General features: G+C 41.3%; 25 protein-coding genes. 20 read left to right on the top strand and 5 right to left on the bottom strand.

Annotated features, from left to right (window positions below; all coding sequences use genetic code 11):
• Nucleotides 1-178 precede the first annotated feature (178 nt).
• The 4 genes from B1K71_RS00975 (at nt 179) to B1K71_RS00990 (ending at nt 4,053) form a co-directional block, all read left to right on the top strand.
• A complete protein-coding gene (locus B1K71_RS00975) occupies nt 179-871 on the top strand; it encodes a response regulator transcription factor (RefSeq protein ID WP_077324159.1) in 693 nt (230 codons plus the stop codon).
• A complete protein-coding gene (locus tag B1K71_RS00980) occupies nt 871-2,250 on the top strand; it encodes a sensor histidine kinase (RefSeq protein WP_077324160.1) in 1,380 nt (459 codons plus the stop codon). Before B1K71_RS00975 ends, B1K71_RS00980 begins: the two co-directional genes overlap by 1 nt.
• A 73-nt stretch (nt 2,251-2,323) precedes the next feature.
• Entirely contained in the window at nt 2,324-3,376 is a 1,053-nt protein-coding gene (locus tag B1K71_RS00985; RefSeq protein WP_077324161.1) for an ABC transporter permease, read from the top strand.
• Nucleotides 3,373-4,053 carry an ABC transporter ATP-binding protein gene (locus B1K71_RS00990; RefSeq protein WP_077324162.1) on the top strand — a complete coding sequence of 227 codons (681 nt, stop codon included), beginning with the start codon at nt 3,373-3,375 and terminating at the stop codon, nt 4,051-4,053. Before B1K71_RS00985 ends, B1K71_RS00990 begins: the two co-directional genes overlap by 4 nt.
• A gap of 103 nt (nt 4,054-4,156) precedes the next feature.
• Here the strand turns inward: B1K71_RS00990 and B1K71_RS00995 are convergent, their stop codons facing one another.
• Nucleotides 4,157-4,738, bottom strand: coding sequence for a uracil-DNA glycosylase (locus tag B1K71_RS00995; protein WP_077324163.1), 582 nt, complete (start codon nt 4,736-4,738; stop codon nt 4,157-4,159).
• 491 nt (nt 4,739-5,229) lie between these two features.
• Between B1K71_RS00995 and glmS the strand changes: the two genes are divergently transcribed.
• The 7 genes from glmS (at nt 5,230) to yedF (ending at nt 11,310) form a co-directional block, all read left to right on the top strand.
• Nucleotides 5,230-7,032 carry a glutamine--fructose-6-phosphate transaminase (isomerizing) gene (gene glmS, locus B1K71_RS01000; RefSeq protein ID WP_077324164.1) on the top strand — a complete coding sequence of 601 codons (1,803 nt, stop codon included), beginning with the start codon at nt 5,230-5,232 and terminating at the stop codon, nt 7,030-7,032.
• A gap of 201 nt (nt 7,033-7,233) precedes the next feature.
• Nucleotides 7,234-7,692, top strand: a complete 459-nt coding sequence (locus B1K71_RS01005) for a GNAT family N-acetyltransferase (RefSeq protein WP_077324165.1) — start codon at nt 7,234-7,236, stop codon at nt 7,690-7,692.
• Nucleotides 7,693-8,311: 619 nt separating this feature from the next.
• Nucleotides 8,312-8,461 (top strand): hypothetical protein, encoded by a 150-nt coding sequence (locus B1K71_RS20080; protein ID WP_245799117.1) that lies wholly within the window; start codon nt 8,312-8,314, stop codon nt 8,459-8,461.
• Nucleotides 8,462-8,472: 11 nt separating this feature from the next.
• Nucleotides 8,473-8,766 carry a type II toxin-antitoxin system RelE/ParE family toxin gene (locus B1K71_RS01015; RefSeq protein ID WP_281250310.1) on the top strand — a complete coding sequence of 98 codons (294 nt, stop codon included), beginning with the start codon at nt 8,473-8,475 and terminating at the stop codon, nt 8,764-8,766.
• Between the two features lie 186 nt (nt 8,767-8,952).
• Nucleotides 8,953-9,681 (top strand): polysaccharide deacetylase family protein, encoded by a 729-nt coding sequence (locus tag B1K71_RS01020; RefSeq protein WP_077324167.1) that lies wholly within the window; start codon nt 8,953-8,955, stop codon nt 9,679-9,681.
• Nucleotides 9,682-9,872: 191 nt separating this feature from the next.
• Nucleotides 9,873-11,117, top strand: a complete 1,245-nt coding sequence (yedE, locus tag B1K71_RS01025; protein WP_077324168.1) for a selenium metabolism membrane protein YedE/FdhT — start codon at nt 9,873-9,875, stop codon at nt 11,115-11,117.
• The gene (gene yedF / locus B1K71_RS01030) at nt 11,071-11,310 is read left to right on the top strand and encodes a sulfurtransferase-like selenium metabolism protein YedF (RefSeq protein WP_077324169.1); all 240 of its coding nucleotides are present in this window, start codon (nt 11,071-11,073) and stop codon (nt 11,308-11,310) included. Before yedE ends, yedF begins: the two co-directional genes overlap by 47 nt.
• Nucleotides 11,311-11,517: 207 nt before the next feature.
• Here the strand turns inward: yedF and B1K71_RS01035 are convergent, their stop codons facing one another.
• A complete protein-coding gene (locus B1K71_RS01035; RefSeq protein WP_077324170.1) occupies nt 11,518-11,787 on the bottom strand; it encodes a hypothetical protein in 270 nt (89 codons plus the stop codon).
• Nucleotides 11,744-11,899, bottom strand: coding sequence for a hypothetical protein (locus tag B1K71_RS19740; RefSeq protein ID WP_175631791.1), 156 nt, complete (start codon nt 11,897-11,899; stop codon nt 11,744-11,746). The genes B1K71_RS01035 and B1K71_RS19740 overlap by 44 nt, the downstream gene beginning before the upstream one ends.
• Before the next feature lie 209 nt (nt 11,900-12,108).
• Here B1K71_RS19740 and B1K71_RS01040 point away from each other — a divergent pair, with 209 nt between their 5' ends.
• The 6 genes from B1K71_RS01040 to ytxJ all read left to right on the top strand — a co-directional run bounded on the left by B1K71_RS01040 (nt 12,109) and on the right by ytxJ (nt 17,166).
• Entirely contained in the window at nt 12,109-12,768 is a 660-nt protein-coding gene (locus tag B1K71_RS01040; RefSeq protein ID WP_077324171.1) for a Type 1 glutamine amidotransferase-like domain-containing protein, read from the top strand.
• 11 nt (nt 12,769-12,779) lie between these two features.
• A complete protein-coding gene (locus B1K71_RS01045) occupies nt 12,780-13,307 on the top strand; it encodes a GNAT family N-acetyltransferase (RefSeq protein WP_077324172.1) in 528 nt (175 codons plus the stop codon).
• 64 nt (nt 13,308-13,371) lie between these two features.
• Complete coding sequence (locus tag B1K71_RS01050; RefSeq protein ID WP_077324173.1) at nt 13,372-14,847, top strand: spore germination protein; 1,476 nt, start codon at nt 13,372-13,374, stop codon at nt 14,845-14,847.
• 167 nt (nt 14,848-15,014) lie between these two features.
• A complete protein-coding gene (locus B1K71_RS01055; protein ID WP_077324174.1) occupies nt 15,015-15,998 on the top strand; it encodes a ring-cleaving dioxygenase in 984 nt (327 codons plus the stop codon).
• Nucleotides 15,999-16,127: 129 nt separating this feature from the next.
• The gene (locus B1K71_RS01060) at nt 16,128-16,709 is read left to right on the top strand and encodes an NADPH-dependent FMN reductase (RefSeq protein WP_077324175.1); all 582 of its coding nucleotides are present in this window, start codon (nt 16,128-16,130) and stop codon (nt 16,707-16,709) included.
• Between the two features lie 112 nt (nt 16,710-16,821).
• A complete protein-coding gene (gene ytxJ, locus B1K71_RS01065) occupies nt 16,822-17,166 on the top strand; it encodes a bacillithiol system redox-active protein YtxJ (protein ID WP_077324176.1) in 345 nt (114 codons plus the stop codon).
• Nucleotides 17,167-17,271: 105 nt separating this feature from the next.
• Here ytxJ and B1K71_RS01070 read toward each other — a convergent pair whose 3' ends face one another.
• Nucleotides 17,272-19,530 (bottom strand): bifunctional 2',3'-cyclic-nucleotide 2'-phosphodiesterase/3'-nucleotidase, encoded by a 2,259-nt coding sequence (locus B1K71_RS01070; protein WP_077324177.1) that lies wholly within the window; start codon nt 19,528-19,530, stop codon nt 17,272-17,274.
• A 148-nt stretch (nt 19,531-19,678) separates the two neighbouring features.
• On the opposite strand from B1K71_RS01070, the gene B1K71_RS01075 reads away from it, so the two are divergent.
• Nucleotides 19,679-20,350, top strand: a complete 672-nt coding sequence (locus B1K71_RS01075; RefSeq protein WP_077324178.1) for an RluA family pseudouridine synthase — start codon at nt 19,679-19,681, stop codon at nt 20,348-20,350.
• A 41-nt stretch (nt 20,351-20,391) separates the two neighbouring features.
• Here the strand turns inward: B1K71_RS01075 and pdxK are convergent, their stop codons facing one another.
• Nucleotides 20,392-21,201, bottom strand: a complete 810-nt coding sequence (pdxK, locus tag B1K71_RS01080) for a pyridoxine/pyridoxal/pyridoxamine kinase (RefSeq protein WP_077324179.1) — start codon at nt 21,199-21,201, stop codon at nt 20,392-20,394.
• A 269-nt stretch (nt 21,202-21,470) separates the two neighbouring features.
• On the opposite strand from pdxK, the gene B1K71_RS01085 reads away from it, so the two are divergent.
• Together B1K71_RS01085 and B1K71_RS01090 are read left to right on the top strand one after the other, a co-directional pair.
• On the top strand, nt 21,471-22,109 hold the full coding sequence (locus tag B1K71_RS01085) for an endonuclease III domain-containing protein (protein WP_077324588.1): 639 nt from the start codon (nt 21,471-21,473) through the stop codon (nt 22,107-22,109).
• A gap of 463 nt (nt 22,110-22,572) precedes the next feature.
• The gene (locus tag B1K71_RS01090; protein WP_342742105.1) at nt 22,573-23,148 is read left to right on the top strand and encodes a TetR/AcrR family transcriptional regulator; all 576 of its coding nucleotides are present in this window, start codon (nt 22,573-22,575) and stop codon (nt 23,146-23,148) included.
• The last annotated feature ends 13 nt before the right edge of the window (nt 23,149-23,161 follow it).

Genomic DNA, 23,161 nt, shown 5'->3' on the forward strand with positions numbered 1-23,161 from the left:
AAGGCCGAAATCCTGAGGGTTTGTTCAGTCAATCGTGCGAAGTGCCGTTCAAACGTGCGAACCAATGCCCACCTACAAGCTGCGTTTATCAGCCGGTTAGAATCTGTGCACTTTCATTCCTGTACAGGCTTTTATGTGCATTTAACAAGGTACCCGTGTAAAAGGAGGAATTGAGGCTATGTTTTCGATCTTAATTGCAGATGATGATCCGCATATCCGGGAACTGCTTCGCTTTTATTTGCAAAAGGAAGGGTATGAAGCACTTGAGGCAATAGATGGACAGGAGGCACTGGATGTACTGGAAACAAAAAATGTACACCTGGCAATTGTTGATATTATGATGCCGAATGTCGATGGCTATGAATTGTGTGCAGAAATCCGCAGTACATATGATATTCCGGTCATTATGCTGACCGCAAAAGGGGAACTTACAGATAAGGAAAAAGGATACACGGCCGGAACGGATGATTACGTCGTAAAACCGTTTGAACCAAAAGAAGTGCTGTTTCGGATTAAAGCACTGCTTAGACGCTTTCAAATGGCGAATGAGGCGGAAATCAGGCTCGGGAATACTGTCATCAATCGGAACAATTATGAAGTCAATTCGAATGGCAGGCTGATTATACTACCCTTAAAAGAGTTTGAATTGTTGGCACAGCTGGCAAGTTATCCAAGGCGTATCTTTACGAGGGAACAGCTTATTGAACATGTTTGGGGAAATGATTTTATTGGTATTGACCGCACTGTTGATGTTCATGTGAAGCGGCTCAGGGAGCGGTTTGCAGACAGCAAGGAAGACTTTACCATTGAAACGGTCCGCGGAAAAGGATATAAATTGGAAATACCCGGAAACAATGGGGGAAACAGCTGATGCGGACATTATATGTGCGAATTATTGTCATTACTATGGTAATCATGATTGCCAGTGCGATCATTGCATTTGCTGTTACCAATCTGTATTATCAACAGTTTCTGAAACCTAAAAATGATGAAAAGATAACCCGGATTGCACATGACATCGTCTCCATATACAGCCATAACAATGGGCAGCCGTTAGATCGTTTTCTGACAGACATAACGGACCTCGGTTATAAATTTTATTTGGTGCATAAAGATGGCCAAACAGAGACTTTTGGAGATTCATTTGATTCGACTGAATTGCCGGAATCAGTCATTCAGCAAGTGTTTGATGGTCACATCTATCACGGAATTGCCAATTATCCGTGGAAACCTTTTGTGACCGGTTTTTTTGACAATAAGCTGAAAAATACCATTGGCATACCGATTAATGCGAATGGATCCGAGTATGCGTTATTTGTAAGACCTTATACAACGCAACAGTTCGGGGAAATGCGAATGTTTCTTGCGGTGCTGCTTGTGCTTGTTCTTTTGTTTAGTTTCTTGCTTATTTTAATCAGCACAAGGTTTATTGTTAAACCGGTGGAACGGTTGACAGATGCCACAAGGAAAATCGCAGCAGGGAACTACCATGTGAAATTGAATGTAAATCGTCGCGATGAAATTGGCAGGCTGGCCAGCGATTTTACGAAAATGAGTGATAACCTGCAGCAGACGGAAGAAAAAAGGCAGGAATTTGTATCAAATGTTTCCCATGAAATTCAGTCGCCCCTTTCGTCCATTCAAGGTTTTTCCCAGTTGTTAAGAGAAGAGGAGATGACGGAGGAAGAGCGTAAACATTATTTAACAATCATTGAAAATGAAAGCAGACGATTGTCGCAGCTTGGTAAGCAGCTGTTGACCCTATCGTTTCTGGACAATGAAATGGATGAACGGGAAACGACATCCATCCAGCTGGGGGAACAATTGAAAGAAGTGGTATCCGCTGCCCAATGGCTTTGGGTTGAAAGAGGAATCACCGTTGAATTGGAAGACGCCCCATATTGGATACATGGCAATTCAAAATTGCTGCATCAGGTGTGGATGAATTTACTGACCAATGCAATCCGATATACAGCATCCGGTGGAACAGTAAGGATATACGCTGAAGAGCGCCAGGAGGCAATTGATGTAATGGTGGATGACAATGGGATTGGCATTGCTAAAAAAGACATCCCCCATCTTTTTGATCGTTTTTATAAGGTTGATAAAGCGAGAACAAGGACCGAAAATAGTACAGGACTTGGCCTATCCATTGTGAAAAAAATAATCGAACTGCATAACGGCACTATTATGGTTGAAAGTGAACCTGACCATGGTACCACTTTTGTTGTAACACTTCCGAAAGCGTAATGAATCGTTCATTCTCTGTTCATATTCAACATCTATACTAAAGATGTTGTTATGAAAGGAGTGGACGATTTTTATGTTTTTAGCAATACGGGAATTAATGCATGCTAAATTTCGTTATATACTGATTGGGGTGATAATGATTTTGGTTGCTGGGCTGATTTTTATTATATCCGGTCTTGCCAAAGGACTTTCATATGATAATGCCTCTGCAATTATTACGATGGATACGGATTATCTGGTTATCGAAGAAGGCGTAGAGAACCAGCTGACACAATCATCACTTTCAAAATCAATTACAGATGACATTTCATCGGCTGAAGGTGTCCAAAAGACAGAATCACTGGCCATAAAAATGGGAGCCATAACAGAAAAAGGCAGCGATAAAACCACTGATGCAACTTTGTTTATGACCAATCTGGATGGCGGTATTGTTCCAACTGTAACAGAGGGACAAATGCCGAGTGATTCGAATGAAGTGCTGGCAGATGATCAGCTGAAAAATGAAGGGATTTCCATTGGAGATCAAATCACCTTTAATGGAATGAAACATGAATATACTGTTTCCGGGTTTGTGTCAAATCAGCGGTACAGTCACACATCGGTTATTTACATGGAAAATAAGTCGGATCATATTAATGCAGTCGCGATACAAGGAAACGCAAATGCGGATCAGCAATTGGAACAGAAATATGATGTTCTGACAAAGGATGAAGTATTAGCAGGCTTGCCAAGTTATTCGCAGGAGCAGGCGTCCTTGAACATGATGATCATCTTCCTGTATGTTATTGCAGCATTTGTTCTGGCAGTGTTTTTCTATGTGATTACATTGCAGAAAAAGGCCCAGTTTGGTGTATTGAAAGCATTGGGGGCAAAAACGTCTTATTTAATGCGAAGTCTGCTGGGGCAGGTGGTCATTCTTTCTGTTGTGTGTATCGGGGCAGCAGCTGCTATGACGGTTGGTGTTGGAGCATTATTGCCTGAAGACATGCCATTTGTACTGAGTTCAGACCGAATCCTGCAGTCGGCTGTTTTGCTGCTGGCGGTTTCTGTAATAGGTTCACTGATTTCACTGTCACAGGTGGTTAAAATAGATCCAAAAGAAGCGATTGAGGGGGGAGCACAATGACATTGAAGATGACAAATGTTTCAAAGGTATATCGTGATGGCCCAAATGAATTCAGTGCATTGGATAGTGTCTCACTTGAAGTAAAAGAAGGGGAATTTGTCGCAGTCATCGGCCCGTCCGGATCAGGGAAAAGCACGTTTTTATCTACAGCAGGCGCGCTGTTAACGCCAACAAGCGGCACTGTTCTGATTGACGGGGAAACAATCGAAAATCTGTCAGCAAAAAAGAAAACAAGGATCCGGCTTGAGAAAATTGGATTCGTATTTCAGTCGGCAAACCTGATTCCGTATTTAAATGTTACCGATCAACTCCGGGTCGTTAATATACTCGCTAAAAATAAAAAGCGTTACGAGAAAGAAGAAGATTTACTGGCCCACTTCGGATTGGGGCATCGTGTGCGGAACTTTCCGAATGAATTATCCGGCGGGGAGCGGCAGCGTGTCGCGATTGCCCGATCGTTGATCAATGATCCGAAACTGATATTAGCGGACGAACCAACTGCAAGTCTTGATTCGCAGCGTGGCCGGGAAGTAGTGGAAATGCTCGCGGAAGAAGTTCATGAGCGTGGTAAAGCCGGAATCATGGTTACACACGATGAACGTGTACTTGATTTATGTGACCGCGTATTATTAATCAAAGACGGAAAACTGCTTGAGCAGGAGCACAGCCTGGTGTAGATGCTGGGGCACACTTAGAATATAGGAAGGAAAGCTCGCTTCTGAAATAAGAAGTGGGCTTTTTTTGCAAGCAGTGATAAAAAACTTACCGGGTTAGGCATGGTCATTGAAGGTTTTGATGCCGGCATTTCGCCAAAAACTCCCAGTCCTCCGTAAATTTTGCCCATAGGTTGGGACGTCTTCTGACGGCAAGCGGATGATAGGCCACTGTTGTTGGATATCCCCGCACATGGTGTAATTGCTGACGCAACGTTTTTACTTCAGCATCAGTGTCCTGGAAAAAAGAATGTACGGCAACATTTCCCAAACAAAGAACATGACCAGGTTGTGTTATACCAAATTGTTCATCCAAATGACGCATGCAAATTTTACGCACGTTTTCTTTATCATATGCACGTGTCGGCTTTCGTTTTAAAATATAAGTCACATAAATGTCCTCACTTCCAAGCCCTACATGGTGTGCAGCCTGCTGCAATGCCTGCCTTGTTCCGCACACAAATGGATTCCCTTCCTTGTCTTCACGCAGTCCGGGATTATCGAGAATAACCATAATCCGGGCATCAGGATTTCCCTCCCCCCAAACCATTCGCGAACCATGCTCATATAGTCCGCATTCCTGACAATCAATTTGTTTACATGGGGTTGGAATTTCCGGCCATCTGACCGGACAGAAATCATTTGTCATGGTAATACCTCCGATAAAATGAGTGTACTGTTATTATCTGCAATTGATCCTAAAACTTTCAGTATTTTTCATAAGCACGACCTGCCAGAAGGCTTCATACACATAATAGTGACCCTTCCTAAAAAAAGATTGACCTTAATAACTTTGTCGGTTAAAATGTGGTGTACGCTTTTTTGCATGAGCGTACAATTATTCAAACAGAGAAAGGTGGGACTTTTCGTTACAGAACAAAAGCGCCTGAACTATTCCTGACCGGAAAAATGGAATAGTTGACGAGGAGGAGGACATTCGAGTTATTCGGCGGGTACCTCCCGATTGCACATCCCAATCGAAATGCTTACATTTCTAAAACAGCGAGGCGACTTGTTGTACAACGGAATGGAGCAGGATCAAACACAGATAATACAATCACGGGAAAGGGGCAGCAATACGCCCCATACAAACAGAATGGAAGGTCGATTGTTGCCCCTTTGACAAGGAGGAACAACGATATGTGTGGAATTGTAGGATATATCGGACAAAATGATACTAGAGAAATACTTTTGAATGGACTTGAAAAATTGGAATACCGCGGTTATGACTCTGCCGGAATTGCAATGCTAAATGACAACGGAATGAATTTATTTAAAGTAAATGGCCGAATTGCAGCGTTGCGGGATAAAGTGGATCAGAATGTCTCGTCCACAATGGGGATCGGGCATACACGTTGGGCGACCCACGGAGCACCCAGTGCTGAAAATGCGCACCCGCACCAAAGCACATCAGGCAGGTTTACGCTTGTCCATAATGGTGTTATTGAAAACTATCAGGATTTGAAGAAAGAATTTTTGGGAGAAACCGTTTTTGCCAGCGAAACCGATACAGAAGTCATTGTACAGCTGGTGGAAAAAAATTATGAGAAATACCAGGATACAGCTGAAGCATTCCGTAAAACGGTCAGCCTTTTAAAAGGATCTTATGCGATTGGTCTTATCGACAGTGAATACTGTGAAACCATTTATGTTGCAAAGAATAAAAGTCCGCTGCTGATTGGCCTTGGCAAAGGATTTAATGTTATTGCAAGTGATGCAATGGCAACATTAAGGGAAACAGATCAGTACTTGGAGATTTTTGACCAGGAGGTTGTTCTGGTAAATCGTAATTTTGTTGAGGTTCAGAAGCTTGATGGTGTAGTCGTTGAACGTAAGCCATTTACTGCACAAATCGATGTAAGTGATACAGAAAAAGGTACGTATCCACACTTTATGCTGAAGGAAATAGATGAGCAGCCGTTTGTAATGCGTAGAATCATTCAGGAATATCAGGATGAGTACAATAATCTTAAGCTTGATGAACATGTACGCAAAGCGATGAAGGCGTGTGACCGCATCTATATCATTGCTGCAGGTACCAGCTACCATGCAGGATTAGTCGGAAAACAGTTCATTGAAAAAATGGCTGAAATTCCGGTTGAAGTCCATGTCGCAAGCGAATTTTCATATAATATGCCGCTGCTGTCTGAGAAACCATTGTTTATTTTCATTTCACAAAGTGGAGAAACCGCAGACAGCCGTGCCGTCTTAGTAAAAATAAAGGAATTGGGACATCCGGCACTGACGATTACCAATGTGCCGGGTTCCACCCTTTCTCGTGAAGCAAATTACACCTTAAACTTGTATGCAGGGCCGGAAATCGCCGTTGCATCAACAAAGGCATATACAGCGCAAATTGCTGTTTTAGCAATTTTGGCAGTGGATTCAGCAAGAGCGAAAGGAATCGAACTTGATTTTGATCCATTGCAGGAACTTGCAATTGTTGCAAATGCTATGGAAGTACTAACCGATCAGAAAGAAACAATTGAGGAGCTGGCACGTAATTACTTGTCTGTTTCCCGCAATGCATTCTTTATCGGCAGAAGTGCAGATTACTTTGTTTGCCTGGAAGGTGCTTTGAAACTGAAGGAAATCTCTTATATTCAAGCTGAAGGTTTTGCCGGCGGTGAATTAAAACACGGTACCATTGCATTAATTGAGGACGGTACACCGGTTATTGCGCTGGCAACCCAGTCAAATGTGAATTATGGAATCCGCAGCAATGTGCAGGAAGTGGAAGCACGCGGCGCGAATGCGATGGTCATCAGCATGCGCGGCATCGAACTGGATACTGATGCATTCGTCGTGCCACACGTACATGATCTGCTGACGCCGCTTGTAAGTGTTGTACCAATGCAGCTGCTTGCATATTATGCAGCCTTACACCGTGACTGCGACGTTGATAAGCCAAGAAATCTGGCAAAAAGTGTTACCGTTGAATAAAGAGGTTATTTCTGCGGATTTTAATGTGGATTTTAAATAAAGCTCTAACCGTTTTGAAAAAGTTCGATCGTTTATAAAAAAGTTTTACCCCTTTGGATGTAATTTGTCCAAAGGGGTTTCTTATGTTAAGTGTAATATAGAATATACCGCAATAGGGACAATTTGTTGAGGAACTAAGCTTCTTTAAAAGGAGGAAAAAGGATGACTGTCAGATTGGAAAAAATGAACACAGTTGAATTCCAGCAATATTTAAGTTATGCAATTAAAAATTTTGCAGAAGAACAAATTAAGGCTGGTAATTGGAAGCAACAAGGGGCAATTAATAAAGCAACAGAGGAATATAATAAGTTATTACCTGATGGAGAAAAAACTGAAAACAACCATTTATTTATAATTCGTGACGGGGAACAAGAGGTTGGTATGATTTGGCTTGCACACAAAACAAGTGAAAAAGGGTTTATTTATGATCTTAACATTTGGGAAGGCAACCAAAGTAAAGGTTATGGAACACTTGCGATGAAGGAAGTTGAATTTATAGCAGAAAATTTAGGATTAAAAAAGATAGGGCTTCACGTATTTGGCCACAATAAAGTGGCAAAAGGGCTATATGAGAAATTAGGGTATATGGAAACAAATATAAAAATGGAAAAAACATTATAAGTTATATTCTTATTCCAGAAAGACTTTTTTCTTAATAAGGCTTAGTGGTTGCGGTAAATAGTGTTGATGGAGTATGGGTTAAGCCAAGATTGGAAACAGACTCACACCTAAAAAGAAATCACCTTTACAAGGGTAAAGGTGATCAAAATTAAAGGGGGTCAATTAGTTACACGGGAACATACATTCCCTGTGAAGTTGTTTTTATTATAACTATTTTTTTGAGTAGAGTCAATAAAAAATAGAACATTTGTTTCTTTTTCGGCGAACAATGATCTCTAAGTTATATCTATCTGTCTTAGCTTCCGAAGTAAAAGAAAATCTTCCGCAATCGGTTCATTTTGGTGCATAATCGTCTTAACAAATATCCTATATTGGATTTTGTAAAGGGTGATATTTGCGGGGATTTTAATGAATTTGGGCTTGTGGGAAGCGTAAACTTAATTGATGAATGTACATAATAATGATATAAATTAAGGCATAATAATGAAATGAGGGGATGATATTATGCCTGAAATCCGCCCAATAAAAGATTTGAAGAATACCACGGAAATCTCCGAACTGTGTCACCAATTAAAGGAACCATTATTCATCACGAAAAATGGATGGGGATATGGTTGTCATGAGCATGGAAGCCTACGAGAATTTTATAGCTAAGCTGGAGCTGTATGAAAAATTAGCTCAAGCGGAGGCCCAAATTAAAAGCGGGGATGAACTTTTAGATGGAGAAAAGGTCTTTAAGGATCTAAAGAAAAAATATGACAGAGGATAAATACAATTAAGATTGCACCAAAAGCATTTGAAGATTTGGATGAGGTTTATAGCTACATCACTGATGAAATTTATAATGAAGGTGCAGCAGATAACCTTCTGAATAAGATAGAAAAGCGTGTCATGAGAATAAAAGAATTCCCTTTTTCCTGTAGTTTTGTAACGGATGAAATTTTAAAGGGTAAAGGTTACCGAAAGCTCGTCATTGAGAATTATATCGCGTTTTATTTAGTTGGAGAAGAAGAAAAGCGAGTTGTTGTCATGCGTGTCCTGTTTGGAGAACAAAAATTTCAAGATCTTATTTAGTTAAGTGATTGCTAGCTCATCTACTCTATGAACCATTATTTTTACACATAGTGTATCTATGATGTAGTACAGTAATCGACCGAATTAATAAATCCTTGCACAATAAGTATCATATTTGGGGGGCATAATCACTTAGTTGATGATGCAAACTAAGACTTCACTGTTTTTTAGAAGGAGTCTTTTTTCATGAAGCGCTACGCATCTTTTTTTGCTGCTTTGATCCTTATCCAATTTGCCTTACCTGGAGTGATAGAAGCTAAAGTTGCTGATTATCCTTTGCAGACCAAGTATCCCAACATTATGCTATATCAGGGTGAAGTTCCGAAAAAGGTCATCGCCCTAACCTTTGACGATGGTCCGGATGCGCGATATACACCAAAGGTACTGGATGTTTTAAAAAAATATCATGTTAAAGCAACCTTTTTCTTGTTGGGATCCCGTGTAAAGAAATACCCTGATGTCGCGAAACGTATTGTAGAAGAAGGCCATGCGATTGGAAATCACACATATTGGCATCCGCAATTGACAAAGACCGGTATAGATAATATGAAATGGGAAATTAAAAGAACGACGAAAGAAATCGAACGCGCGACTGGACATCACACATCTTTATTTAGGGCACCCTATGGCGCTTTAAATGACAAACTCGTCAAAAAAATTGGAGATATGGGTTATAAAGGTATTGGGTGGTCAATTGATACAAATGATTGGAAAGAGCTTCCTACTAAAAAAATTATCAATAATGTCATGAACTATGCCCATCCAGGGGCGATTACGCTTATGCACAGTGCGGGTAATTGGACGCTGGACTTATCCGGCACAGTGCAGGCGTTGGAGAAAATTATTCCGCGGTTGAGAAAAGAAGGGTATGAATTCGTAACGATTCCCGAAATGTGGAAAATAAGCCACCCGTAACCTTATAAATAAATTATAGATATCTCGTTCTTTATTTAAAGCAACACAAATTAAAGCACAATCGTTCACCCTCTTTGGATTTTTTGTCTAAAGGGGGTTTTCATGGTGAACTCGTTAAAAACGGATTCGTCAAATCCTTTAAAATCAGATAAAATAAATCCATGTATCTATTTAAAAGGAGCTATTAAAATATGAAAGGTATCTTAACAAGAACATTTCAGAATTACTGGAACCCATATGTTGCGCTTATACTGGCAGGTGCCTTGAGCGCATTGTATTTCGGCCTTACAGGAGCGGTATGGGCTGTAACAGGCGAGTTTACGCGACTGGGGGGTGAGTTTCTGCAGCTTTTTGGAGTGGATATTTCCGGGTGGACTTATTTTGAAATGATTCATATGGACGGAAATACATTAACACGTCCAGGCGGATGGATGATTTGGGGCATGTTCATCGGTGCATTGATTATGATCCTGTTGAGCAACAATTTTAAATTTCGTATTCCGCGTCAAAAACGCCGTTACATACAGGGACTTGCCGGTGGTGTTTTAGCTGGCTTTGGGGCACGCCTGGCTCTAGGCTGTAATCTTGCTGCTTTTTTTACCGGGGTACCACAGTTTTCGTTACATTCATGGATTTTTGTCATCGCTACCGGTGTTGGCACTTTTGTCGGATCCAAGATTGTGCAAACCCGCTGGTGGAAAGGCAAACCAGCCCTGATTAAAGGCGGCGGTAAACCAAGTGTGCAGAAAACGAAACAAAAGCAGGCCTATGTTGGTGGTATTATTGCTGTCCTGTATGCGGCTGTTATTGTGCTATTATTTGCGAAGGGGCAGACGTTACTTGGGTTTGGCGCCTTGTTTGGAGCATTCTTTGGTATCTTAATTGAACGGGGGCAAATTTGTTTCACCTCTGCATTTCGTGATTTATGGATTATGGCAAGGGGTGTCATGGCTAAAGCAATTATCATCGGAATGGCGCTCAGTTCTGTGATGACAATTATAGTGATTGCCATCTACGGTATGCCGCCTATTACACAAATTGCTGCGCCGAGCACATTTGTAGGTGGTGTACTCTTCGGACTGGGAATTGTATTGGCTTCCAGCTGTGAAACAGGCATGATGTATCGTTTAATGGAGGGGCAAGTTTTATATGTAACAGTCTTTGCAGGTAATATCATCGGTGCAACGTTTCTTGCGTTTGCGTGGGACCATCTTGGCATTTATAAAGTGCTTGTTGCCAGCGGTTCGGAAATTAATCTTATATCTGCCATCGGTCCTGTCGGTGCTATTACAGCAACCTTGATCATGCTTGCAGTCGCTTATATGATTGTGGTTCTGCGGGAAAACAATTATCATAAGAAATACGAATATAAAATTGGAGGGGAAGCGCATGTCAATAGAGGTACAGGCGGATTACACACTGGATCTAAGGGGTGAATCCTGTCCCTATCCGGTTATCTATACACTGGATACGCTGAAAGAAATGAAAAAAGGACAGCTATTGCAAATTATTACAGATTGTCCGTCATCCTTCCGAAACATTCCTGAAGAAGCAGTTAAGCACGGATATCAGTTTGCTAAAGAGCCATTTAAAAACGGACAGGAATTTTTGTTTCACATTTATGCTTGATTATCCAAGGATAACCGTTCTGAGGGAAAATAATTTTTCCCATGAGTACATTAAAACACAAGGTATTCATGGGAATTTTTTTTCAGCGATAGAAACCGGCTGAATATGAGATATATAAATAAATCCGATAGTCGAATCCAAGCGGACCTTGTGTACGAACAGAAGGATTATTCGGTTATCATTAGGTTTTCCAAATAATCCTTCTGTTTATCTAGTTAAGGCTTCCAGGATTTCTCCAAAAGACATCCCTTTCATTTCTTCAACCATTTGGTCAGCCCGGGTTTTCCTTCGCAAGGATCCAGTCAGTTCAACGAAGACAGTCTGTTCTTTGTCAACTGTTACGGAGTTTGTTTGCAGAACATCTGTCATCAGGGCAGCAATGATAGCGATTTTCTGTGGACTTAGATTAAGATCGTCTAAATTTAATGAAGTATTATTGTTGCTGTTGCTGCTGTTGTTGAGCTTCTTCTTCCCCACTTTGTCCGCCCCCTTGATTCTGTGTTTGTGCCGTACCAATACCTAAAGCCAATACAATGAAAAGGATGGTAGCTACTATTAAAAGTAAATCGTGAGAAACACTATCATTCATTAATTCTCACCCCAAAACATCAAGCTTTGTTCATTACCTTATTTTATGCCGAAATAACAATTATGTATGGACAATTGCCCACTTCCTTGAAAAAAGGCAATCCTTTGCACTTTATACCTGTTATGGTTAAATAAGATTAATGGTTACAGAAGGGGGATCCTAATGCTATAACTTTATGAAGTTATGTAACATAAGGGAGTGATTGCCGAATGGATAAACATTTATTTTTATTCGGAAGCGGACCGCCTTTTACACCGGCAATGGCAAAAAGGTTTACGGAAGTTTCCCCGGATGGTCCGATTTCGATTTTATTCATCGAACGGGAAGGGATGGACTGGAAAGACTATATGCCAGTGTTTACACAGGCTCTGATGGATGCTGGGGCAGACGAATTTAAATATTTGCCGCTCTTTTCCACATCATCTGCGGAAATTTGTAAATCTGTAGAACGAAGCGCAGGGATTGTCATAGGCGGCGGTGATACCAATTTATATGCTGATTATATTGTGGATACGAGAATTGCCTGGGCAATTAGAAACTGTTATGAAAAAAGTGTTCCGGTTGCAGGTTTTTCTGCGGGTGCTTTGATTAGCTCAAATCCGTGCATTATTTCACCGAATGATAATCCGGATGGAAAACTCCAACATAGACCGGGACTCGGCTTGATTTCGGATGTTATTTTGTCGGTTCATTTCAGTCAATGGAAGGATGGGTCTCATTTAAAGGAGGCTGTGCGCTACTTTCCAAGTCGGATAAATTTGGGGATTGATGAGAGGACAGGTGTGTATTTCCGGAATAATGAGTATGTTGATGCAGAAGGTGATGGTGTTTACACCATAATAAACAATAACTTGAATCGAATTTATTAGGATGTGGGGATATGTTTGAAATTAGTATATTTGATGGAAACGATCAGATGGAAGAAATGGTAAAGCTTAACTGTTCCGTGTTTATAGGTCCGGACTATACCACTGATGATTATAATCAGGTCATGGAAACTATCCAAAAACACGTGACTTATCCGGGGTTTTACGGTGTTAAAGCATTGGATAAAGCGGGGAAATTGGTTGGTTTTTCCTATGGATATGAAAGTACGCCGGGTCAATTTTACCGGAGGAAACTCGAAGGGCAGCTAAGTAAAGAACAAACAGAGGAATGGCTGGCAGATTGCTTCGAGTTTGTTGAACTGGCTGTGGCTCCAGCAGCAAGAAGAAACGGTATCGGTGGCAAGCTTCATGATAAATTGATGGAAGATTTGCCGAATAGCACTACAGTTCTAACAACCGGCATGAAGAATGCACCTGCCATCAGCCTTTATGAGAAGAAAGGCTGGAAAGTTATAAAACGGGATGCACCTGTACTCTTCGAAACTAATTTACAGCTGATTATGGGCAAAAAAATAAAATAATCTGTTTAGAAGGGGTATACCCTGCCTCCACATTGGAAAAGAATGGTATGGAGGAGGGTAAAGTATGGGCTACGAAGGCTATAAACGATCCAAACAACCTGTTTTTGATGATTTTCAGGATAACATTGATTACATGAAAAAAGAGCTCGGTATTGGTGAAAGTTTTGATGCGATTCACCTTGATTTGCACTATGCCGGCAAAGATATGGGTATGTTTTTGATTGATGGATTTGCCAAAGATAAAATCCTCCATTTTCTTATGAAGCTGCTGGCGGATTTGGAGCCGGAACAGTTGGAACCGGAACCGCTGATAAAATTAATGAAAACATATCTTCCATACATAGAGATTTCCAAGGAAGATGATTTGGATAAAACAGTTTTTTGGGTGTTAAGCGGGGCTACAGCACTTGTTGTTGATGGACTCGATGAGGTTATCATTATTGATGCGCGTACATATCCCGTCAGGAGCCCATCCGAACCTGATTTGGAGCGGGTAACACGGGGACCGCGCGATGGATTTGTGGAAACGATTGTCTTTAATACCGCATTAACGAGAAGACGTGTCCGTGATCCATCGCTAAGAATGGAGTATATGTCTATTGGACGGCGTTCCCAAACCGATATTTGTATTTCTTACATTAAGGATATTGCTGATCCGGAAACAGTAAAACAAATAAAAACTTCTCTTGAGGACATCGATACAGACGGGCTCCCGATGGCAGATAAAACATTGGAGGAATTCCTTGTTGGAAGAGGCTGGAACCCGTACCCGACAGTAAGATTTACTGAGCGACCGGATACGGCAGCTGTTCATCTGTATGAAGGGCATGTGCTTGTCATGGTCGATGGATCGCCAAGCGTGATGATTACACCTGCAACTTTTTGGCATCATCTTCAGCATGCTGAGGAATATCGACAGCGGCCGGTTGTAGGGGCCTATTTCAGGTTTGTCCGGTTTTTTGCTGTATTAATGTCCATCTTTTTAACGCCACTTTGGTTTTTCTTTGCACAGCATCAGGAATTTTTGCCGGCTGCGCTGTCGTTTATTGGACCAAAGGAATCAATTGTGGTTCCACTCATTCTGCAGCTCATTCTCGTTGAACTCGGGATGGATATGCTGCGAATGGCCACCATTCATACACCGACTGCGATGGCAACGGCAATTGGTCTGGTATCAGCAGTCATTATTGGACAGATTGCGGTTGCCGTCGGGATATTTACGAATGAGGTTATTTTATATATTTCTCTGGTGGCAATTGGAACATTTGCGACACCATCGTATGAATTTGCGCTGGCAAATCGATTGTACCGGCTGTTTTTGCTCATTGTAACAGCAATTTTCGGTATGTACGGATTTGTAATTGGCATTGTGCTTTGGGTTGTGGCACTGAGTCGTCTGAATTCACTTAATGTCCCATATTTGTGGCCGTTTATTCCATTTTCATTCCGCTCCATGCGTGATGTTGTGCTGCGGTCACCGATGCCGTTAAAGAACAGGCGGCCGACTGCATTGCATCCGGAAGACCCGGACCGCAAGTAACAAAAACACGTTCGAGGCTCTCAACAGCTTCGGGCGTGTTTTTTCATGTTTTAATTCAACCAAATATTCAAATACAGATTTATTGACATCATAGAAATTTAGCGGTATTATTTATTTTGAATTCAAGATAAAAATAAGGAAACACTTTAATAAATGGAGGGAACAATATGAACGGGATAAAAGGAATGCATCATGTAACTGCCATCACCAGCAGTGCAGAGAAAAATTATGAGTTTTTCACGTACGTACTGGGGATGCGGCTCGTTAAGAAAACCGTGAACCAGGATGATATTAAAACGTACCACCTGTTTTTTGCAGACGATAAGGGAAATGCGGGAACGGATATGACGTTCTTTGATTTTCCGGGTATACCAAAAGGCAGTCACGGAACCAATGAGATTTTCAAAACATCATTCCGCGTGCCATCTGATGAAGCACTTGAGTACTGGGTAAAGCGGTTTGACCGTTTGGAAGTAAAGCATAAGGGAATCAAAGAACAATTCGGCAAAAAGACACTTTCCTTTACAGATTTTGATGACCAGAATTATCAGCTTATTTCTGATGAAAATAATGAAGGAGTTGCTGCAGGCACACCTTGGCAAGAAGGGCCGATTCCACTGGAATACGCCATTACCGGTCTTGGCCCAATATATGTCCGGGTTGCCAATTTCGATTATTTTAAAGAAATGATGGAAAAAGTGCTGCTGTTTAAAGAAATTAATCAGGAAGGATCCTTCCATTTATTTGAAGTTGGGGAAGGCGGTAATGGTGCACAGGTTGTAGTTGAATACAACCCAGTTCTTCCTATGGCACGACAAGGTTATGGAACTGTACACCACTCAGCATTCCGTGTGGAAGATCGGGATGTACTGGAAGAGTGGATTGAGCGGATGGACAGCTTCGGCTTCAGAACATCCGGATATGTCAATCGTCATTTCTTTGAGTCATTGTATGTCAATGTGGCACCGCAGATTCTGTTCGAATTTGCAACAGACGGCCCGGGCTTTATGGGGGATGAACCCTATGAAACACTTGGCGAAAAACTATCATTGCCGCCAATGCTTGAACCGAAACGTGAGCAAATTGAACAAATGGTTCGTCCGATTAACACAGTAAGAAGCACAATTGAATTCAAAAAAGAATACAATTAATTACTTTTAGTAAGTAAATTATATAAAATCAATTTACTTACTTGTTATAAGTAAAGGGTTGTGCTATGATTATCTATGTTGAATTCAAACTAAATTTTTTAACAGAACTTAATTATGGGAGGAACCAACATGTTAAATATAGGGATTATTCTTGGAAGTGTACGTCAGGGACGCAACGGGGAGGCAGTTGCCCATTGGATGAACGATTTTGCCGCTGCCCGCAATGATGATGGGGTAACATACGAACTTGTGGATTTGGCTGACTACAATCTGCCAATGCTTGGTGCAGAGGTACCGGAATCACAGCAGCAGGAAGCAGAGTCTACTATTCAGGCATGGTCTGAAAAAATGGCGTCATTCGACGGCTACATTTTCGTTGTGCCGGAATATAATCATGCAGTAGGTGGTGCTTTAAAAAATGCACTTGATTATTTGAAACCTGAAGTAGCCAATAAAGCTGCCGGCTTGGTTGGATATGGCAGCCTTGGCGGAACACGTGCACATGAAAACCTTCGTCTTATTTTCGGTGAATTGCAGGTTGCAGACGTACAGACTGCAGTCACTTTCTCGCTTATGACGGATTTTGAAAACTTCAGTTTGTTTAAACCGGCTGCGTATCATGAAAACAATGCCAATGGAATGCTCGATCAGGTAATTGCTTGGAGTGGCGCTTTAAAAACTGTAAGAGAAAAAACAGCTGTAAATGCGTAACCTTTTTATTAAACGGATGTCTATCACATAGATGTCCGTTTTTTAGATTGGTTAAAATTACCTGAATCAACTACAATGAAAATATACGAATTCATTAAAGGAGGCTGAAATTATGACTGCATTAAAAGAGCTTCAGGCGACAGACGAACTGGAACAGATATGGCAGGAGTCTATGGAAAACCCTGTATTATTATTCAAACATAGTACAACTTGTCCAATCAGTGCGGGTGCATTCAAGGAATATCAATCGTTTCTGGAATCCGCCTCAGGTGATTTGTATGGCTATATGGTGAAAGTAATTGAAAGCCGGAATGTCTCTAATAAAATTGCTGATGAAACAAACATCAAACATGAATCCCCGCAAATTTTTCTGATTAAAAATAAAAAGGTGCTGTGGAATACCTCACATTCGAAGATAACAGCAGGCTCTATAAGGGAAGCGTTAGAACAGGTATAAACATAAACGGAAGAGATTTGCACAATTACTCGGATCATTCCCTTGTAACGGCAACCCTTATGTTATAAAATCCCCCGCAGTATTTCGCCGCGGGGGATTAACAGATTATTCTTTTTTCCAATTGTTAAGAAGCTCATTTGCACTGCTGTTCAGTGCATCTTTTGCCTCGGCAGTAATAAATTTAGCCATTGCTTTATTGTTTAAGTGTTTCAGGAACCCTTCCACTTTTTTCACAGCCTGCTTTTGATGTCCCTTATCCAGCTGATGTGCCGCTTGTTTTAGCTTATTTTGGAGCTGAACTGCTAACGGATGTTCAACGGAACCGTCCGCAACGAATGCTGCAACATCTTCCTGAAGTCCTGATAGGGTTACAGGTTCCTCTGTTTCTTCAGCGGAAAGATCAATAGCAAATTTGGCAAATCCATTTGTGCCTTCACCAACATAGGAAACATTTCCATCCTGTTGAATGAATTGTTGTGCATCAGGGGATGACTGGAAGGTCAGTTCCGGATCGCCTTCCATTGCTGCAAATGACCAGTTTCCATCCGCTGATGGGTCAATAGTGCCATTATCCTGAATGTATTCAATGATTGCCTGTCTGTTCTGAATTTGTGGTGACAGAACAATTTGGCTGCCATCCAGATTTGGGAAGTTTCCACCGCCGCTGGCACGATAATTGTTTGTTGCTACAAGAAATTCCTGACTGTCCTCAACCGGCTCACCATTATATTGCAGGTTCACAATACGCTGTGCATCCGGATTTACCAGTTCGCCATCGTTACTATAGCGGGATGGTTCAGTCACATCGATTTCATACGTGAGACCGTCAATTACATCAAAGTTGTATGTTGAAAAGTCTGTATCCACCAAAGCCTGGGCCTCAGAAGCATTTGGATCAATGTGATTGAACTGTCCAGCAGACATTTCCAGCCATTGACGGACTTGTTTTCCATTCAATTTAACTACCTTTAATGTATTTGGATACACGTAAAGATCCGCTACATTTTTAATGGCAATTGGGCCTTCGGGAATATACGTGTAATAACCCGGACCACTTCGACCGCCTGCCTTGAACGGTGCTGCTGCCGACAATATCGGCAAGTCTTCATATGACGTTCCGGCTACAGCTTTTTTGGTGTACCATTTTTGTGCATTGGAAACGATTTGCACAGATGGATCATCTTTTACAAGTGCAAAATAGCTGTAAATTGGTGCAGTTGTTTCACCGACTTTGGAACGGATATATTCCAATGTTGCCTGATGATCTTCAGAAATCGCATCAAGGATTTCCTGATCCGGTTCAACCAGCGCTTCTCCAGTTTCTTCATTATAGATCGAGCGCACCTCAGCACCGGAATCTACTATATTCCAGTCTTCACCATTCTTTTCAAGCTTCAGGTCAATTATGCCTAAATGGTTGCCCCAGTATCCCGCTTCAACTGCAGGGACCCCATTGATTGTACCGTTTTCCAAATTCACACCTGGAATACCAGCAAATGAATCACCTGGAAATACCTCATGGGCATGTCCAAACATAATCGCATCGATACCTTCCACTTCTGTTAGATTATAGGTCGCGTTTTCTTCGCGTTCCTGTAATTCCACCGATCCCAATCCGGAGTGAGGAATCGCTACAATAATGTCGGCTCCTGCTTCTTTCATCATTGGAACGTACTTTTGTGCAGATTCATAAATACCTTTTGTAATTACTTTTCCTTCCAGATTGGCGCGATCCCACTGCATGATTTGCGGCGGAACAAAACCAATCACCCCTACATCAACAGTTTGCGTGTTGCCATTTGTATCGGTGACCTCTTTATGTAAGATTCTGTAGGGTTCAAAAAATGGCTTGTCATTTGTTGGGTCATTGTCCCCGTCATCATAATAAACGTTCGCATTGACATATGGGAAATTAGCATCATCAATTGCTTCTTTCAAATAATCAATACCATAGTTGAATTCATGGTTTCCGATGTTTGCCATGTCATAATTTAATAGATTCATAGCCTTGTAGACAGGATGTACTTCCCCTTCTTCCAGTCCGTTTCGCGCTACATAATCACCAAGCGGATTTCCTTGGATCAGGTCGCCATTATCAAACAGCATACTGTTTTCAACTTCGCCGCGGGCCTCTTTGATGCGCGTTGCTGTCATGGCCAGACCGAATTCATTTGTCGATTCGTCCTGATAATAGTTATAGTTTGCCAAGTGCACATGGATATCTGTTGTCTCCATCAGCCGCAAATTGACAATACTGCTGTCTGCTGTTGACGCTGCGTTGGAAGTATATCCACCCAGCGGGGTAAAAAGCAGTAATATTGCCATGAATGTGAAGATAACTTTCCACATTTTAGGTCGATTCATAGTGTAACCCCTTTCAAAAAATTGTCACATTTAGATTAAAGGAAAACTAGGAAAAAATAAATAGGTTAATAGACCTGGGTATATGGAACTAACATAAAAATGATATGTTATGATAGGGAAAGTTACCGAAAAAGGAGTTCGATTTTACATGTCCATACCAATTTTATATGAAGATAACCATTTGCTCGTTGTGGAAAAGCCGGTTAATGTTCCAGTTCAGGGGGATCAAAGTGGTGATGAAGATATGCACACGTTATTAAAAAAGGACCTGAAAATACGCTATCAGAAGCCGGGAAACGTTTATCTTGGACTTGTTCATCGGCTGGACCGTCCAGTCGGTGGTGTAATGGTTTTTGCCAAGACATCAAAAGCGGCATCCCGTTTGTCAGATGCCGTTCGGCGAAACGCATTCACTAAAACGTATATGGCAGTGGTGCGCGGTATTCTATCTGAGAAAAATAAACGTCTGGAGCATTTTCTTTATAAAGATCGCCGGGAAAACAAAGTATATGCCGTCAGTTCCAATCATAAACAGGCGAAAAAAGCATTGCTGGAGTATGAAGTAATCGGGGAAAAAGATTCGTTGTGCCAGCTTAGGATTAACCTGATAACAGGTCGCCCGCATCAGATTCGTGTGCAGCTTGCCGAATCAGGGCATCCATTATATGGTGACCAGAAATACGGGCAGCATGTTAACAAAAAAGGCCAGCAGATTGCATTATGGTCACATAAGCTGGCATTTGAACATCCAACAAAAAAAGAAATGATGGAATTCACATCGAATCCGCCTGAAGCTTCTCCCTGGGATATGTTCCAATAAAAAATCCCCGGCGGTCTTAACTTCCCGGGGATGTTGTCAGTTTATTTTTTGAATTGATTGTATGCTCCATGCATAACCGGACCGACATATTCATTCATCTTCCAGCCGTGTGCAATTGCTGCAGTGACAAATTCTTTTGCCTTTTCGACCGATTCTTTGACTGCCAGTCCGTTCGCAAGATTGGCTGTCGTTGCGGCAGCGAATGTGCAACCGGCACCATGGTTGTATGTTGTGTCAATTTTCTCCGTTTCCAGCACCGTAAAGTCTTTTCCATCATAGAAAAGATCAATTGCTTTTTCATGATCAAACGCTTTTCCGCCTTTAATGACGACGTTTTTAGCACCAAGCTCATGAATTTTTACAGCTGCTTCTTTCATGCCGTCCGTTGTTTTAATTGGACCATTTTGTGCAAGCTGTCCAGCTTCGAACAGGTTTGGTGTAGTCAGTGTTGCCCGCGGCAGAAGTACTTCACGCATGGCATCGGTGTTCTCCGGCTGCAGTACTTCGTCTTCCCCTTTACAAACCATAACAGGATCCAGCACAAACTTGTCCAGTTTATATTCATCAATTTTCCGGGCGCCAAGTTCAATAATCTCAACAGATCCGAGCATACCTGTTTTCATGGCATCAACACCAACTGACAGGATTGTGTCCAGTTGTTTTCCTACGATATTTACATCAATTGGATATACACCATGGCTCCAATTGTCAGCAGGATCCATGGTTACGATTGATGTCAGAGCGGTCATGCCATAAACTCCATGCTCCTGAAATGTTTTCAGATCTGCCTGTATACCTGCACCGCCGCTTGAATCAGACCCGGCAAGTGTTAATGTTTTCTTCATAGACATATGCATACCTCCGAAACTTCAATTTGGAATTTTATATCTAATAATAGATTATAACAGATGTGGCGGGAAAAAAAGTATGAAGGGTTTTGAGGGAAAAACGTTCACAGGTGCATGTAGCAAATAATGGCTGCAATACAGATGCAAATTTTTCGTATCAACCGCATTTGGCACCTCCATGTTGATGATTCTATCACCATAAATGATACAATAGGATGATGAATTCATTGTTTCATTACAGTAAAAATTTCGTAAAGTTCGGTGGGGAATGTATGCAGGATTTCGATTGGATGTATAGAAGCTTATATGAATATTACGGTCCACAACACTGGTGGCCAGCGGAAACGGTCTTTGAAATGCTGATTGGGGCCATACTTGTCCAAAACACAAGCTGGCGCAATGTGGAAAAGGCAATTATTAAAGTGAAGCCATATATGGAACCGGAATTGATGTATCATTTGCAGGAATGGAAGCTTGCAGAATTGATCCAGTCAAGTGGTTTTTTCAATATAAAAGCAAAACGGATTAAAGCATTTCTGGAATGGTTTAAGCGGTATGATTTCGATGTCAGGCAAATCAGGGAATTGGACGGGATTCGTATACGGGAAGAATTACTCGATATTAAAGGGATCGGACGTGAAACGGCAGATGTAATGCTGGTATATGCATTTGAAAAACCGGTATTTGTAGCAGATGGGTATGCAAGACGAATATTTGATCGTTACGGATTTGATATGCCGGCAGCATATGACGATTTTCGAAGGCAAGTTGAAGCACGAATGACGTATGAATTGCATGTGTTCAAGGAATTTCATGCGCTGCTTGTAGAACATGCAAAGTCATACTGTAAAAAACGTCCCATCTGCGGGACATGTCCATTGCAACACAATTGTATGCAGCGGATAACGTGAGTTACGGAGGAGTGCTCCGTCTGAAGTCGCATTTGACCTGCATTATCAGCACGATAATTATTATGTAAAATTTCAACCAAAAAGCCGACAACAGAAAGCGTTTGGCGCAGTAACATATAAAGTGTGTTCATTGAGATCCGGAAAAGGAGGATGAAAGATGATGTACTTTAACCCTGCTGTTTACAGGTATGTTGCTGAAGCCCGCATAAAAAGATTACAAAAAAATACATGGCGGAACCTTTTTAAAAAGAACAGAAATAAACACAAAGGCTTCTAAATAGAAGTCTTTTTTATTGTCTTTATGACATTGACCGGGGTGGTCTAAGATGTTATATTATAATCGACCGTATTGGTCTAGTGACTGGCACCACCCGGATTTTGTCGAATAATATTAGATGTAAAGGGGTGAAATGTCATTTCAGATAAATTCGAATCAGTTGATGAAGCAAAACAACAGCGGATCATTAATGCTGCGCTGGAGGAATTTGCGGAGAATGGATATGAGCGTGCATCAACAAATCAAATAATTAAAAATGCCGGGATTGGAAAAGGAATGCTTTTCTATTATTTCGGCAGTAAAAAAGAATTGTATCATTATCTGGTATCGTATGCGCTGGATGTGACGGAACATGAGTATTTATCATTAATCGATATGAATGAAACAGATTTTATCAAGCGCCTTAAGCATGCCACACATATTAAGATGAAATGCTTTGTGGAGAATCCCAGTGTATTTAATTTTCTTGGAACATTTTTACTTCATCATGATACCGATTTACCGGAAAACTTGGAAAAACGATATGAACAATTAATGGAACAGGGACAGGATATTATGTATGCAAACATCGACAAATCACTATTCAGGGAAGATGTTGATGTGAAGAAAGCATTCAAATTGATCCAGTGGGCATTGGATGGCTATCAGAATGAAATTATTGCACGATTGAAGGGGGAGAAAATGACGGACGTCGATTTCACTCCATACTGGGAAGAGTTTTACGGGTATCTTGATGTATTAAAGAAATGCTTTTACCAATAAGAGGAGGGTTCTG

The organism is Virgibacillus siamensis, from assembly GCF_900162695.1.
Taxonomy (GTDB): Bacteria; Bacillota; Bacilli; order Bacillales; family Amphibacillaceae; genus Lentibacillus; species Lentibacillus siamensis_A.

Excerpts from the sequence above, each read along its gene's own strand:
- B1K71_RS01085 (WP_077324588.1), top strand. The coding sequence starts at position 21,471 with ATGCAGGATTTCGATTGGATGTATAGAAGCTTATATGAATATTACGGT.
- B1K71_RS00995 (WP_077324163.1), bottom strand. The coding sequence starts at position 4,738 with ATGACAAATGATTTCTGTCCGGTCAGATGGCCGGAAATTCCAACCCCA.
- yedF (WP_077324169.1), top strand. The coding sequence starts at position 11,071 with ATGTCAATAGAGGTACAGGCGGATTACACACTGGATCTAAGGGGTGAA.
- pdxK (WP_077324179.1), bottom strand. The coding sequence starts at position 21,201 with ATGTCTATGAAGAAAACATTAACACTTGCCGGGTCTGATTCAAGCGGC.
- B1K71_RS01070 (WP_077324177.1), bottom strand. The coding sequence starts at position 19,530 with ATGAATCGACCTAAAATGTGGAAAGTTATCTTCACATTCATGGCAATA.
- ytxJ (WP_077324176.1), top strand. The coding sequence starts at position 16,822 with ATGACTGCATTAAAAGAGCTTCAGGCGACAGACGAACTGGAACAGATA.
- B1K71_RS01040 (WP_077324171.1), top strand. The coding sequence starts at position 12,109 with ATGGATAAACATTTATTTTTATTCGGAAGCGGACCGCCTTTTACACCG.
- B1K71_RS01075 (WP_077324178.1), top strand. The coding sequence starts at position 19,679 with ATGTCCATACCAATTTTATATGAAGATAACCATTTGCTCGTTGTGGAA.
- glmS (WP_077324164.1), top strand. The coding sequence starts at position 5,230 with ATGTGTGGAATTGTAGGATATATCGGACAAAATGATACTAGAGAAATA.
- B1K71_RS00990 (WP_077324162.1), top strand. The coding sequence starts at position 3,373 with ATGACATTGAAGATGACAAATGTTTCAAAGGTATATCGTGATGGCCCA.
- B1K71_RS01050 (WP_077324173.1), top strand. The coding sequence starts at position 13,372 with ATGGGCTACGAAGGCTATAAACGATCCAAACAACCTGTTTTTGATGAT.
- B1K71_RS01045 (WP_077324172.1), top strand. The coding sequence starts at position 12,780 with ATGTTTGAAATTAGTATATTTGATGGAAACGATCAGATGGAAGAAATG.
- B1K71_RS20080 (WP_245799117.1), top strand. The coding sequence starts at position 8,312 with ATGAGCATGGAAGCCTACGAGAATTTTATAGCTAAGCTGGAGCTGTAT.
- yedE (WP_077324168.1), top strand. The coding sequence starts at position 9,873 with ATGAAAGGTATCTTAACAAGAACATTTCAGAATTACTGGAACCCATAT.
- B1K71_RS19740 (WP_175631791.1), bottom strand. The coding sequence starts at position 11,899 with ATGAATGATAGTGTTTCTCACGATTTACTTTTAATAGTAGCTACCATC.
- B1K71_RS01020 (WP_077324167.1), top strand. The coding sequence starts at position 8,953 with ATGAAGCGCTACGCATCTTTTTTTGCTGCTTTGATCCTTATCCAATTT.
- B1K71_RS01005 (WP_077324165.1), top strand. The coding sequence starts at position 7,234 with ATGACTGTCAGATTGGAAAAAATGAACACAGTTGAATTCCAGCAATAT.
- B1K71_RS00985 (WP_077324161.1), top strand. The coding sequence starts at position 2,324 with ATGTTTTTAGCAATACGGGAATTAATGCATGCTAAATTTCGTTATATA.
- B1K71_RS01060 (WP_077324175.1), top strand. The coding sequence starts at position 16,128 with ATGTTAAATATAGGGATTATTCTTGGAAGTGTACGTCAGGGACGCAAC.
- B1K71_RS01055 (WP_077324174.1), top strand. The coding sequence starts at position 15,015 with ATGAACGGGATAAAAGGAATGCATCATGTAACTGCCATCACCAGCAGT.
- B1K71_RS00975 (WP_077324159.1), top strand. The coding sequence starts at position 179 with ATGTTTTCGATCTTAATTGCAGATGATGATCCGCATATCCGGGAACTG.
- B1K71_RS00980 (WP_077324160.1), top strand. The coding sequence starts at position 871 with ATGCGGACATTATATGTGCGAATTATTGTCATTACTATGGTAATCATG.